The sequence below is a fragment of the Pseudomonas fuscovaginae SE-1 genome, assembly GCF_000364705.1.
GTDB lineage: Bacteria > Pseudomonadota > Gammaproteobacteria > Pseudomonadales > Pseudomonadaceae > Aquipseudomonas > Aquipseudomonas fuscovaginae_A.
Map to the genome: position 1 here is coordinate 60,187 of NZ_AQOH01000282.1, position 12,484 is coordinate 72,670.

The 12,484-nt window shown below is 63.2% G+C and carries 14 protein-coding genes; 6 read left to right on the forward strand and 8 right to left on the reverse strand.

The window, feature by feature from the left end:
• Positions 1 to 144 precede the first annotated feature (144 nt).
• Both K675_RS0122545 and K675_RS0122550 read left to right on the forward strand, forming a co-directional pair.
• On the forward strand, positions 145 to 393 hold the full coding sequence (locus K675_RS0122545; RefSeq protein WP_017905734.1) for a hypothetical protein: 249 nt from the start codon (positions 145 to 147) through the stop codon (positions 391 to 393).
• Positions 390 to 857 carry a hypothetical protein gene (locus K675_RS0122550; RefSeq protein ID WP_017905735.1) on the forward strand — a complete coding sequence of 156 codons (468 nt, stop codon included), beginning with the start codon at positions 390 to 392 and terminating at the stop codon, positions 855 to 857. Before K675_RS0122545 ends, K675_RS0122550 begins: the two co-directional genes overlap by 4 nt.
• Here K675_RS0122550 and K675_RS0122555 read toward each other — a convergent pair.
• Entirely contained in the window at positions 854 to 1,399 is a 546-nt protein-coding gene (locus tag K675_RS0122555) for a histidine phosphatase family protein (RefSeq protein ID WP_017905736.1), read from the reverse strand. The two genes, K675_RS0122550 and K675_RS0122555, sit on opposite strands and share 4 nt — an antisense overlap.
• Positions 1,400 to 1,756: 357 nt before the next feature.
• Between K675_RS0122555 and copC the strand changes: the two genes are divergently transcribed.
• From copC to K675_RS0122570, 3 genes are all read left to right on the forward strand, one after another.
• Complete coding sequence (gene copC, locus K675_RS0122560; protein ID WP_037007060.1) at positions 1,757 to 2,131, forward strand: copper homeostasis periplasmic binding protein CopC; 375 nt, start codon at positions 1,757 to 1,759, stop codon at positions 2,129 to 2,131.
• A gap of 4 nt (positions 2,132 to 2,135) precedes the next feature.
• Positions 2,136 to 2,987 (forward strand): copper homeostasis membrane protein CopD, encoded by an 852-nt coding sequence (gene copD / locus K675_RS0122565; RefSeq protein ID WP_017905738.1) that lies wholly within the window; start codon positions 2,136 to 2,138, stop codon positions 2,985 to 2,987.
• Between the two features lie 291 nt (positions 2,988 to 3,278).
• Positions 3,279 to 4,649: a gluconate:H+ symporter gene (locus K675_RS0122570; protein WP_017905739.1), complete on the forward strand. Its 1,371-nt coding sequence runs from the start codon at positions 3,279 to 3,281 to the stop codon at positions 4,647 to 4,649.
• Between the two features lie 132 nt (positions 4,650 to 4,781).
• Here the strand turns inward: K675_RS0122570 and K675_RS0122575 are convergent, their stop codons facing one another.
• Positions 4,782 to 5,267, reverse strand: a complete 486-nt coding sequence (locus K675_RS0122575; RefSeq protein ID WP_017905740.1) for a GNAT family N-acetyltransferase — start codon at positions 5,265 to 5,267, stop codon at positions 4,782 to 4,784.
• 193 nt (positions 5,268 to 5,460) lie between these two features.
• Complete coding sequence (locus K675_RS0122580; RefSeq protein ID WP_017905741.1) at positions 5,461 to 6,039, reverse strand: DUF4865 family protein; 579 nt, start codon at positions 6,037 to 6,039, stop codon at positions 5,461 to 5,463.
• Between the two features lie 109 nt (positions 6,040 to 6,148).
• Here K675_RS0122580 and K675_RS0122585 point away from each other — a divergent pair, with 109 nt between their 5' ends.
• Positions 6,149 to 7,015, forward strand: coding sequence for a LysR family transcriptional regulator (locus K675_RS0122585; protein WP_026145446.1), 867 nt, complete (start codon positions 6,149 to 6,151; stop codon positions 7,013 to 7,015).
• A gap of 9 nt (positions 7,016 to 7,024) precedes the next feature.
• Here K675_RS0122585 and K675_RS0122590 read toward each other — a convergent pair whose 3' ends face one another.
• The 5 genes from K675_RS0122590 to K675_RS0122610 form a co-directional block, all read right to left on the reverse strand.
• Positions 7,025 to 7,774, reverse strand: a complete 750-nt coding sequence (locus K675_RS0122590) for an iron-containing redox enzyme family protein (RefSeq protein ID WP_026145447.1) — start codon at positions 7,772 to 7,774, stop codon at positions 7,025 to 7,027.
• 219 nt (positions 7,775 to 7,993) lie between these two features.
• Complete coding sequence (lpxO, locus tag K675_RS0122595) at positions 7,994 to 8,893, reverse strand: lipid A hydroxylase LpxO (RefSeq protein ID WP_017905744.1); 900 nt, start codon at positions 8,891 to 8,893, stop codon at positions 7,994 to 7,996.
• Between the two features lie 144 nt (positions 8,894 to 9,037).
• Positions 9,038 to 10,018: a PfkB family carbohydrate kinase gene (locus K675_RS0122600; protein ID WP_017905745.1), complete on the reverse strand. Its 981-nt coding sequence runs from the start codon at positions 10,016 to 10,018 to the stop codon at positions 9,038 to 9,040.
• Positions 10,019 to 10,030: 12 nt separating this feature from the next.
• The gene (locus K675_RS0122605) at positions 10,031 to 11,497 is read right to left on the reverse strand and encodes a purine-cytosine permease family protein (protein WP_017905746.1); all 1,467 of its coding nucleotides are present in this window, start codon (positions 11,495 to 11,497) and stop codon (positions 10,031 to 10,033) included.
• Positions 11,498 to 11,606: 109 nt separating this feature from the next.
• Positions 11,607 to 12,484 (reverse strand): ADP-ribosylglycohydrolase family protein (locus K675_RS0122610; RefSeq protein ID WP_017905747.1); only part of this gene is annotated, 878 nt, incomplete at its 5' end.

The following is a 12,484-nucleotide window of genomic DNA, read 5'->3' on the forward strand; positions in this document are numbered from 1 at the left end:
CAGCGAGATCATGTTCATGGGACCGATCATGCTACAGCGACCCGTAACGTGACAACCCCATCCCGGTCGACATTCCACGCTTGAACTTGCCCGCCTCATACCGATAGTGTGCTGAACACTTTCAATCCTGCGCACGGATGCCCCATGCCTCAATCCGAACAGCTCTGCATTGTCTTCGTCCCCGCACTGGTGGTTATCCTGACGGCCGCCGAACAGAAGAAAGGCGCGCCGCTATCAGAAGCCGAGGTCCTGGAAATCCGGGACAACGCCGCCTGCATCAGCCTGCCGGTGGAGGTCGCGCAAGCCATGGACGACAGCAGGGGCTACCCGGACATTTCGGCTGAAAACTGCTGGCATGAGTGGCAGCAGCTACGGGCCGAGGTCCAGCCATGAAGGTATTCAACATCGTTGCGCATGAAGGTATCGGCCCCGCCAGGCTGGGCGCATCACGGGAGAACACCCGGCTGGCGATGGCGGCCGACGGTTTCACGCTCGCGCACGACACCGAGACACAGGACTACTTCGATCTGCCAGAACTGGGGATTCAGGTCGAGTACAGCGCGGGCCAAGCCTCGTTCATCGGGGTGTCCTGCTACGCTGCATGCCAGGTCATGTATGACGGCGTGAACGTCTTCGATACCGAGGCCGAGGAGCTGTTCGAGCGAATGGCGCGGGCCGATGGTTCAGGCGAACATTCGTTCAATACCCATGAGCACCTGTTTCCCAGGCAGATCCTCACGCTGTGGGATGCCGACGAGCAATACGATCGCATGGGCGGTGAAGAGCGGCGGGTCTGGGCGCAGGTGGGTTTGGGCGACGCCGATTATCTCGCAGCCATCAGCAAGTACACGCACTAGAACCGCAGACGCCAGTGCCCGTTCCTACGCAGATCGACCACCGACAGCGGCTCGATATCAATGGCGTTGAACGAGGCCGGCCCGGCCTGCAACGCATGGAGAATCGCCGCGCGGATCACGAAGGGGTGGGTGACGACGACGAAGTGCCCGTCCTCCTGGAAACTGTCGAGCCAGGCCGCCACCCGGGCGCACAGTGCGATCACCGACTCGCCCGCCGGCGGGGCCATCTCCGGCTGGCTGACCCAGGCCGCCAGTGCCTCGGGCGCGTTCTCCTGCAGGTCGTTCAGGCTCAGGCCCTGCCACTCGCCAAAATCGTAGTCCCCCAGCTCCGGCACGATCTCGATCTCGCTGCCCAGCGCCTCGGCGGTCTGCCAGGCGCGGGCCTCCGGTGCACTGAGGATACGTACCGGCTTTTTCAGCCGGCTGGCCAATTCGGCAGCCTTGGCCAGTCCCTTGGGTTCGACCGGCTCATCCAGCGGGAAGCGCCCCAGACGCTGAGCCTCGGTGCGGGCATGGCAAACAACGCTGAGCCGGATCGCCATATGGACATTTCTCCCGTTCTGCCCCGGTGCGGAAATACACCGCACAAGCACGTGCATCTCTTATAAGAATAGAAGCCGGTGAGAACCCGGCACGATTGCGCCACTGTAGTCGCATTCTAGATGCCGAACGCCAGTCCTTTCCACGCACTGTCATTTCTCGGACCTGACGCACAACCCCTGGAGAATTTTCAGAGGGGCGACACTACAACATCGGACACTTGCAATACAAAAAAAGGAGCCGGTACTCCCGACTCCCCTCTTGTATTGCAGGTGCCAAACGCTTCCATAGCGGCTATTGTGGGCCTCCCTGCCACCGTGCAACATCCTCACCCGTTCCCTTCATCAAGGTACTGATCGATGTCATCTTCCCGCATGAAAAAACTCCTCGGCGCCGTCGTTCTGCTCGGTGGTTTCGCCGCGACCGGTTCCGCGTTCGCCCACGCCCACCTCAAGAGTGCAACCCCGGCAGCGGACAGCACCGTCAGCGCCCCGAGCGAATTGCGTCTGGTGTTCAGCGAAGGGGTCGAGGCCGCACTGACCAAGGTCGAGCTGACCAACGACGGCAGCAAGGTCGAGCTGAAAGGCATCGCCACCGACCCGGCCGACAAGAAGATCCTGGTCGTGACCCCGGCCGCCGTACTGAAGGCCGGCGACTATAAGGTCAACTGGCATGCGGTCTCGGTCGACACCCACAAGAGCGAAGGCAACTACGGCTTCAAGGTAGGCAACTGAGTTCATGCAAGAGGCCATGGTCCTGTGTCGCTTCCTGCATTTCACCATGGTTCTGTCGCTGTTCGGGGCCTGCCTGTTCCGGCCCCTGCTGATCGGTCCGACACCTTGCATCGTGCTCGACTCGCGGTTGCGCACGGCGCGCCGCTGGATGGCCGGCCTGGCGCTGCTCAGTGCGATGGCCTGGCTGCTGCTGACCACCGTCGGCATGACCGATGACTGGGGCGATGCCATTCGGCTGCCCACCCTGCAACTGGTGCTGGGCGGCACGTTCTTCGGCCAGGTCTGGACCTGGCACCTGGGCTTGAGCCTGCTGCTGTTGATCGCTCTTGGCGCCAACGCACCGCCCACGATCAGCCTGCTGCTGGCCTTCCTGCAGCTGGCGACCCTGGCACCGGTGGGTCATGGCGCCATGCTCGACGGTCTGGGTGGGCAGTTGCTGATGTTCAATCAACTGCTGCACCTGAGCGGGGCCGGCGCCTGGATCGGCGGCCTGATGCTGCTCATGCTGGTGCTGGGCCGGCCGGCTGGGCACGACATCGAGCGCATCCTGCGGCGCTTCAGCAGCCTGGGCTACCTGATGGTCGCGGCGATCATCGCCACCGGCCTGATCAATGTCCGCGTGCTCACCGGGGCCCTCTGGCCGACCCCACTGTTCCAGGGTTTCGCGCTGATCCTGCTGGTCAAGGTGCTGGTGGTCCTGCTGATGCTCGGACTGGCCCTGTTCAACCTGGTGATGAGTCGTCGCGGGCAGTTCACGATGCTGCGGCGCAGCGTCACCCTCGAATGGCTGCTGGGCCTCGGTGCGATTCTCGCCGTCTCGCTGCTGGGCACGCTGCCGCCCGTGCTGATGAACTGACCTGCGCACACCACAACCCTGTGGAGCAAGGCTGGTCTGCGGAGCGGTTGGCGCGCTTGAGGGCCTCTTCGCTGGCAAGCCAGGCTCCTACAAGGTCCGCATCGAACTTCAGACCTCGACCTGCCACAACCTGTAGGAGCAAGGCTTGCCTGTGAAGCAGGCAACGGCCAGGCCACTCATCGTCCATTCGGGCGCAATGGACAAAAAAACCAACTCAGATAGTCATCTATATGAATCATTCAGGTATATTCTTCGGATACCGTAACAAGATATTACAAGAAGAGGTTTCCGTTGGATCTTTCACATGCTGCGTGGCTCGCCCACGACACCCGCCTGATCGTCTGCTGCCTGGCGGCCATTGCCACCATCGTCGTGCTGATCAGCCTGACCAAACTGCCGCCTTTCCTGTCGATCCTGATCGGCACCTTCGTGGCCGGGCTCGGTGCGGCGCTGCCGCCGGAAGAAGTCGCCAAGGCCTTCAGCAAGGGCGCCGGCAGCCTGCTCGGCGAGGCCGGGATCATCATTGCCCTGGGCGCGATGCTCGGCGCATTGATGGCTGAGTCGGGCGCGGCCGACCGGATCGCCTCGACCCTGCTGCGACATGCCAAAGGCAAGGCACTGCCCTGGGTCATGGCATTCGTGGCGATGGTCATCGGCCTGCCGTTGTTCTTCGAAGTCGGGTTGGTGCTGATGGTGCCGGTGATCTTCGTCATCGCCCGGCAGTCCGGCCAGCCATTGCTCAAGGTGGCTATCCCGGCCCTGGCCGGCATGACCACGCTGCACGCACTGATGCCCCCGCACCCGGGGCCGCTGATCGCCGTCAGCGCGCTGCACGCCGACCTCGGCACGACCATGCTGCTGGGCCTGTGCATCGCCGTACCGGCGGTGATTCTTGCCGGTCCCCTGTATGGCATCTGGCTGTCGAAGCGACTGGATGTCCAGGAACCTGCCGAACTCGGCGCGCTGTTCACCGCCAAGATCGAAACCCGTCGCAAGCCGAGCTTTGCCGTGTCCCTGCTGATCATCCTGCTGCCGGTGCTGCTGATGCTCGGCAGTACACTGGCCAAGGTCGCGATGGCACCGCAAGGCAGCCTGGCGATTACCCTCAAATTTCTCGGTGAACCGCTGATCGCCCTGGGCATCGCGGTGATTGCCGCGGTGATCTGCCTGGGCTGGTCGATCGGCATGGCCCGCGACCAGGTCGGTAGCGTGCTGCGCAAGAGCCTGGCACCGATCGCCGTGCTGCTGTTGACCATCGGGGCCGGTGGCGGCCTGAAGCAGACGCTGCTCGAGGCCGGCATCAGCGATACCATCAGCAAGGTCGCCAGCGGCGCACACCTGTCCTATGTCCTGCTGGCCTGGCTGATCGCCGTAGCCTTGCGCCAGGCGACGGGCTCGGCCACCGTGGCGACCACCACCACCGCCGGTATCCTCGCCCCGCTCATGGCCGGCCTGGCGACGACCCAAAGCTCACTGGTGGCCCTGGCGATCGGTGCCGGCTCGGTGTTCTTCTGCCACGTCAACGATGCCGGGTTCTGGATGGTGCGCGAGTACTTCGGCCTGCAGCTCAAGCAGACGATCTGGGTCTGGTCGGTGTTGCAGACCATCGTTTCGGTGGTGGGGCTGCTGGGTACGTTGGTGCTGTGGCAATGGTTCCAGTAGGCCAGCAGCGCCTGGACTGGCGCTTTCGCGGATAAACCCGGCTCCCACAGTGATCGCGCCAGACGCACGCCTTGTGCACAATCCTCGCCCTGTGGGAGCAGATTCATCCGCGAACAGGGCCCGTAGTCTGGCCTAGTCCTCTGAATAGGCGAAGTTCTTCAGCACTTCGCCATCCATGCGGTAGCGCACCCACTCACTCTGCGGTTGCGCGCCGATGGACTCGTAGAAGCGGATCGCCGGCTCGTTCCAGTCCAGCACGCTCCACTCCAGGCGCCCGCAATCATTGGCGCAGGCGATCTTCGCCAGATGCCGCAGCAACTTCTTGCCCGCCCCCGCTCCACGCTGCTGTGGCGAGACATACAAGTCTTCCAGGTACAGGCCATTGCGACCCAACCAGGTCGAGTAGCTGAAGAAGAACACCGCAAAACCGACCGGCTCGCCATCACGCAGGCAGATCAGACCGTGGGCCGTGGCGCCTTCGCCGAACAGGCTGCGCTCGATGTCCACCACACTGGCGAGCACCTCGTGGCGGGCCCGCTCATAATCGGCCAGTTCGGTGATAAAGGTCAGGATCTGCGGCGCATCGCTGGGCCGGGCTTCGCGTATTTCGAGGGACATGGGCGCTTCCAGAATCGATGAAATCGCCCATGCTATTCGTATTATGCTGTCACTTGAAACACTTCAGCGAAAATTCACCGGCAACGGCAGGCAGGCCAGTAACCTCAAGCACAGGATCAACAGTGCTCCGACAGCCATCCCCTGAAGGTGGGCCAGCAATATCCGCCTCGGCCGAAACGGCGCCGCAGGACGGTCATGCCCGCCCATGACGCAGGCTCTCAAGGCTGGACTGTGCCAGATAGAGTACCTCGTAGACCTGCCCTCTGCGGCTGCGATCCGGTGCCGACGACGACAGCGTGATGCGCAACAGCAGCCAGTTGGCCGCATCCAGGGCCAGGAACGACGCCAGGGTATCCTCCCGGCGCAGGATCGCCTGGGTCCGCTCCCGCTCGGCCGCCAGCAGGTCGATACGATCCGTCTCCGGCCCGATCGCCCATTCTTCCCGGTACAACGCCTTCGCCTCCCGCGCCGGGCCGAACTCGAACGTCAGGGGCAACCAGGCCTCGACCGGCGGCCGGCCGAAGGAGTCGATGACCACCTGGAAACGCTCGTCCATCAGAAAGTGGGCGGCGGCCTGCGGCTCGGACCACAGGTAGACCGACGCGTAGAGGTTGTCCGTGGCGGCGAACACACCCCGTTCACGGGCAATGAACGCCTTGAACAGCATGCCAGGGGTACCGTCCCAGCGCGGCCCCAGTTCCCTCGCGCGGCGGCGGATCAGTTGCATGTCGTAATTGGCGGGCAAGCGGTGTGAATACTGTTTGGCAAACATGACTGCGCTCCTTCGGCAATGACCGGTTGTGGATAACCCGGAGTCAGCTTGCGCAAGGCCGATAATTACAACAAGATATCAATCAATATATATATGATAAGAAATGAATATGCCAGACACCGGCAGACCACTCGATCTCGACACCGTCCAGGCCTTCGTGCTGATCGCCGACTTCGCCAGTTTCACCCGCGCGGCTCAGGCGCTGGATACCTCCCAGGCGGCCATCAGTCTGAAACTCAAGCGCCTGGAGGAACGCCTGGGTTATCGCCTGCTGGCACGCACCCCACGCCACGTGCAACTGACACCCCGTGGCGAGCAGTTCATCCAGGCCGCCCGCAGCCTGCTCCTGGCCCATGAGCGGGCCTTGGGAGACATGACCGTGCCTGAGAGCCGTCGGCTGGTCATCGGTATCAGCGACCATGTCGCCGGCCCGGACCTGCCGCAGTTGCTCAGCCGCCTGGCGCAATATGACCCATTGCTGGTCATCGAGGTGCGCATCGGTTCGTCACGGGACTTGAGTGCAGCCTTCGACCGCGGTGAGCTGGATGCAGCCATCGTCCGCAGCGAAGGCGAGCAACATGGCGGCGAAGTGCTGGTGGTCGAGCGCTTCGGCTGGTTCGCCGCGCCCACCTGGCAGCACACGCCGGGCAGCGTTCTGCGCCTGGCGACCATGGCTTCGCCCTGCGGCGTACGGCAACTGGCGGTGCGGGTGCTGGACGAGGCGGCGATCGCCTGGACCGAAGTGTTTGTCGGCGGCGGCGTGATGGCGGTGGGAGCAGCGGTCAGTGCCGGCCTCGGGGTGGCCGCCCTGGCCAGGCGAGTGGCACCTGCCGGCGCAGTCGAAGTCGGCGAGCAACTGGGGCTGCCATCGCTGCCGATGACGGAAATCATCCTGCATGCGCGCCCAACGGACGCCCGCTCCCAGGACACACTGCGAGCCCTCAGTGCAGCGTTTCGTGGGGTTCTGGAGCGCTGATCGGCCAACTCAGCGTTCCGACGGTGCACTCATGGCCCTGGCAATACCACGCCAGTACAATTCGGTGATGTGCAGGAAACTGCTGAACGCTGTCGACAGGTATTCGAAATCCTCTGGAGTTTCGCACTCCAGCGCTGCCGCCTTGATCGCCTGTTCCTTGTGATCTTTTTCCGCGTCAGCGATATGCACGTAGAAGTACTCACAGTGCTCATGGAAGTCATCGTCGCAAGCATAGAGAAACTTGTAGTTGCGCGCCCCTTCGTAAAGGCGGGTCAGCATCGAGTAGGCCAGCCACTCCTGGGCCAACAGGGCTCCCAATACCCGCAATGAACCACCTGGCTGCCCTTCGCCCTGATAAAGCCCCAGTTGTGCCTGGATGAAATGTTCGGTGGTGGCAAGCACCGGTACCTTTTCCAGATCAGCCATGGAGTAGGCCCTCCCATTGGCTCGACTCAACAGGTCAAGCAGGAAGTTCTGCAGCAGAACGATATGGGCTTTATCCATGTGGCCGTAGCCAAACTCGGAAAACAGGTTCTTGGCGATTTCAACCTTGGCGCTCAAATGGCTCGCATGGATCAGCGACCTGGCGACCATGGTCGCGGTGTTGAACGTTCTCGACCAGTAATTGCGAGCAAAGATCTCGAGGTCATGGATGCCCAGAGCCGAGCCCATCCAGCGCTCATAGAAATCGTTGTTCAACGCCGGGTGCGTAGTCACGCTCTCGGCGAGGCTTCTTATGCGCTCACTCATTTTGTCCATGATGCCGACGCCTCACATTAAGCATGAAGTGAATGAGCATAAGACCATGACGGTTCAATCCCAGCGCCAAGAGCCGATCCTTGAAATGAGATCTTTCCCGAATAGGCAAGGAGAGTTCCTACATCGAATAACCGAAAACCCTTGGTGAAAACACGGCTGAAAAAAAACCGGACTCTCAAAGGAGTCCGGCCTGTTTCGAGGGAGCGACTTCGACAGAGATCAGATCAGCAGGAACAACGCCAGCAAACCACCGAAGATCGCCCACTTTTCCAGGTAGTAGCGCGTACGGTTGGTCTTCTTCAGCGCCTTGCCGCGCTGGCGGATGCCGTACAGCTTGGTGAAGGCCTTGTTGATTCCGCCGGTCTTGTCGCCGTCGCCGTTCGGCGCCGCGGCGGCAGCCATCACATTGCGGCTGAACCAGCGGTTGAATGCCGCCGCCCAGCGGTACTGCATCGGCCGCTCGACATCGCAGAACAGGATCACCCGGTCCTTGTCCGTGGTATTTTCCGCGTAGTGGATGAAGGTCTCGTCGAACATCACCGGCTCACCATCGCGCCAGTGATAGTTCTGGCCGTCGACGTTGATATAGCAGCCCGGATCGTTCGGGGTTTCGAGCCCCAGGTGATAACGCAGGGAACCGGCATAGGGGTCACGGTGGCGCACCAGACGCGAGCCCGGTGGCAGCTCGGCGAACATCGCCGCCTTGACCGTGCCGATGCTGTTGAGCAGCTCGGTGGTACGCGGACACAATTCCAGGGCGGACGGGTGGTTGTCGCCATACCACTTCAGGTAGAAGCGTTTCCAGCCGGTCTTGAAAAAGGAGTTGAAGCCCACGTCGTCGGGACGCTCGGACTTCTTGATTTCACCGGCCCGCAGCAGCGCCAGGGCCTCTTCGCGGATTTCCTGCCAGTTGTCCTGCAGCGGCTTGAGTTCCGGGAAGTCCTTGACCTCCAAATACGGGCGGCTCGGGATCTTCGAGAACAGATAGAGAAAGCAGTTGATCGGGGCCAGGAAGCTGGAATGGTCGCTCAGTTGGCGGCCCAGCTTGTGCCGGACCTTACCGCGCAGGTGCACATACGCGATGGACAGTACGTAAACAGCGATGATGATGAGTTTCACGGGCGTCGTCACAGAAGTCGGGAGGAACGCTACCCTTTGTGCACGCTGGTAATCCGGGGCAGAAACCGGCGTCCAGGTGTCGGGAAAGGGAAGCCAACGCGGTAGGGTAGAACAGCAGCCGCGCCGGTTTCCAGTGTTTCCTCCTTAATCCGGCAGAGAAAACGTCGTTCCATGGATTCCGGTCAACTTTTCGGGGTCAGCCCCTCCCAGCCATGCATCGACTTCATCGCTGCCCGGTGCCGTCGCCGGTCCCCAGCGGGTGACCGCGATGGCCGCTGCGGCATTGGCCCGCCGGGCCGCCTCGCCGGACGTCATGCCGTTGGACAGTGCCGCGAGGAAGACTCCGGCATGGGCATCGCCGGCACCGTTGCTGTCCACCGCCTGCACCTTGAAGCCCGGTACGTGCTCGACCTGCCCCGCCACCCTGATCCAGCACCCGTGCGGACCGTCACGTACCACTAGCAGCGCCGGATCGGGCAACTCCAGCGCCAGACTCTCCAGCGCCGCACCGATATCCGTTGTCCTGGTGAACCGCTGGGCCTCGACGGCGTTGCTGGTCCAGATATCGATGCGTGTCAGCAAGGCGGCCATCGCCGGGATCTGCGGGGAATCCACCAACGGTCCCGGGTCGAACACCACGATCACCTCGCGCGGCAACGCCAGCAACCAGTCCAGCAGCGTCCGGGCCTTGTTCGGTTGCAACAGGCTGTAGCCGCTGACATAGATGTAGTCATCGTCCCGCACCTGAACCCGTGCCAGATCCTCTGCCGACAGCCCGCCTTCGGCACCGATATGGGAGATGAAGGTGCGCTCTGCACGGGCGTCGGTCAGCGCGACACACAGCCCTGTATCGCTGTCGGCGTCAGGCTTGAGCGCCATCCGGATACCTTCGGCCGCCATCGCCTGGCGTGCCAGGTCGCCGAAACGCCCCGTGCCATGACGCCCCAGGTAAGTCACCGGCAAGCCGTTGCGCTGCGCCGCAGCCATGACGTTGAAGCCGCCACCGACCTCGAAGGCGGCCGAATGGGCCAGTACGTCGCCGCCGCTGCTGGGCAACTGGTCGACAGCCATGACCAGGTCGACGATGACCTGGCCAGTATGCAGCAGTCGGGTGTTGAGTTTCACAGGCAGAAGCCCTCAGCCATTGGCATTTTCCAAGAGGGCCGCACGACGGTCCGTCGCGCCGCCCAGCAGGCCATAGAGACCGCCTGCGACCAGGAAGGTGACGATCCAGCCCAAGCCATTATGACCCAGCCAGGAATCAGACAGGAAACCGCGGAACCAGACGTTTTGGGCCGTGGTACCGATAGTGGTGAAGCTGAAACCGAGCACGATGGCCAGGGCCCAGGCACCGAAGGCACGCCATTCGACGCCACCGCGATACCAGTAGGCGCTGCCCGGCCCGACGTCCATCAGGTCGCGGGCGCTGTAGTAGTGGCGGTGCATCAGGTCGACCACGAAAATCCCGACCCAGGCGGTGATCGGTACCGCCAGCAGCGAGATGAAGGTGATGAACGGACCGTAGAAGCTGTCGGCGATCAGCATGAAATAGATGGAGCCGGCGAAGATCGCCACGATATCGACGATGACCGCATGCACCCGCTTGACCTTCAAACCGAGCGTCAGGGTGGTCAGGCCCGCGGAGTACACCGACAGGTTGTTCGACAGCAGCAGGCCGCCAAAGGCGGTGATCAGGTACGGTACGGCCATCCAGGTCGGCAGCATGTCGCGAATCGCGATGATCGGATCATTGGCCTGGGCCAGGTCATGGTTGCCCACCGAGAGCAGTCCGCCGAGGGTGATCAGCAGCACCAGCGGGATGCCCGCGCCAAAGGCCGCCGAGGCTACCAGGCGAGTGGCCCTGACGCTCTTGTGCTGGTAGCGCGACATGTCCGCACCAGCATTGGCCCAGCCGATCCCGGTGCCGGCGGCCATGGTGCCGATGCCGATGATCATCGCGCTCAGCGGTGCCGGGGTGGCGTTGAACACCGCACTCCAGTCGATCGTGGCGCAGAGGAAGCCGCCGACCAGGACGTTCAGGGCGCCGAACACGTAGGTCGACCATTTCTGGATCACCAGCAGGGTCGCATGACCCAGGCCCGAAACGGACAGGGTCAGCAGCACGAAGATGGCGATGAACAGCAGCGTCAGCAGCGGCGCGCTCTTGGCCTCGACCGGCGAGTGGAACAGGATCGAGCACAGCGACAGCAGCACGAACGCCGCGGTGGTGGTGTTGACCGTTTCCCAGCCCAGGCGCGACATCAGCGAGACGAGGGTCGGGCCGATGTTGCCGCGCACCCCGAAGATCGCCCGCGACAACGTCAGGCTCGGCGCACGGCCGCGGCGGCCGGCAATCGAGATGATCCCGACCACGGCGAAGGAACCCGCCGCGCCAATGATCGCGACGATGATCGCCTGCCAGATCGCCAGGCCACGAAAGGCCACCAGGGTGGCTCCCAGCGGCAGGCCTAGAATACTGATGTTGGCGGCGAACCACACCCAGAACAGTTGCAGGGGATGGCCATTGCATTCGGCTTCGGGAGCCGGTTCGATACCGCGGGTTTCCAGTTGCCCGGCCACTTGCCCGGCGTTCGATGAGGTCATGCTGTTCAGCTCCTGATGCCATTATTGTGGTTGTGGGCAATGCACAAGGCGCAGGGGGACTTGAGCCCCTTCAGCCCCGGCGATCTGCAGTCCATTGCGGGTTGTTGCGTCAGGCGGTACGCAAGGCGATCAGGCCCTGGACCAGAGGGACCAGTTCCAGACCGTTGACTTCGATGATCTGCGCGATCAGTTCGGCCGGCCAGCACTCCAGCCCATCGCAGGCGCCGAGCATGGCGCCAAGGATGCCGGCGATGGTGTCGGTATCGCCGCCGATGCCGGCGGCCAGGCAGACCGCGTCAAAGGCACTCAGTTGGCCACGGGCCACACGCTGGGCCAGGGCAAAGGCGACCACCACCGATTCCTGGCTGGCCACGGAAGTACCGACCACGTCATGAAGCAGGTCGGCCAGCTCCGAGTCGGCACAATCAGCGGCCAGTTGCCGGGCCCAGCGCAGGCGTGGACCGATGCGGCCACCGGCGACCCAGTGCCCGTGCCGCTCGGCGACAAACGCCATCTCGGTGCCGGCCTCCAAAGCGTGCACCAGCCCCTTGCCGTTGATGCCGCTGGAGATCACCGCGGCCACGGCAGCGGCGCTGGCAATGCCCAGGGTGGTGTTGTGGGTCACCTGGCAGGCCTGCACCACTGCTTCGATGAAACGCTGGGACTGGGCTATGTCGGCGGCGATACCGACCGGGGTGATGCGCATCGCCGCTCCGTTGGTGGTGCCGTAGCGCCCGGCCTCCTCGGGACTGTGGCCGGCGAGGATCATTTCGATCGCGCGCTTGGTCGAGGGGCCCAGCAGATCCTGGGAGCCCTTGGCCTTCATCGCCGCCTCCCAGTCGATCAGGCGCTCGGCGAGCACGGCGGGTTCGATCCGGCCCTGACCATCGATCAGCAACTGGCCGACCAGGATCGCCTGCTCGGTGTCATCGGTGATGGAGCCGGCGGGCATGTTCGGCGCGATCGGCTGGTCCGGGCCGGCATCCA

Coding starts and splice junctions, on each gene's coding strand:
- K675_RS0122575 (WP_017905740.1), bottom strand. CDS start 5,267: ATGTCCCTCGAAATACGCGAAGCCCGGCCCAGCGATGCGCCGCAGATC.
- K675_RS0122605 (WP_017905746.1), bottom strand. CDS start 11,497: ATGACCTCATCGAACGCCGGGCAAGTGGCCGGGCAACTGGAAACCCGC.
- K675_RS0122585 (WP_026145446.1), top strand. CDS start 6,149: ATGCCAGACACCGGCAGACCACTCGATCTCGACACCGTCCAGGCCTTC.
- copC (WP_037007060.1), top strand. CDS start 1,757: ATGTCATCTTCCCGCATGAAAAAACTCCTCGGCGCCGTCGTTCTGCTC.
- K675_RS0122590 (WP_026145447.1), bottom strand. CDS start 7,774: ATGGACAAAATGAGTGAGCGCATAAGAAGCCTCGCCGAGAGCGTGACT.
- K675_RS0122545 (WP_017905734.1), top strand. CDS start 145: ATGCCTCAATCCGAACAGCTCTGCATTGTCTTCGTCCCCGCACTGGTG.
- K675_RS0122550 (WP_017905735.1), top strand. CDS start 390: ATGAAGGTATTCAACATCGTTGCGCATGAAGGTATCGGCCCCGCCAGG.
- K675_RS0122555 (WP_017905736.1), bottom strand. CDS start 1,399: ATGGCGATCCGGCTCAGCGTTGTTTGCCATGCCCGCACCGAGGCTCAG.
- K675_RS0122580 (WP_017905741.1), bottom strand. CDS start 6,039: ATGTTTGCCAAACAGTATTCACACCGCTTGCCCGCCAATTACGACATG.
- copD (WP_017905738.1), top strand. CDS start 2,136: ATGCAAGAGGCCATGGTCCTGTGTCGCTTCCTGCATTTCACCATGGTT.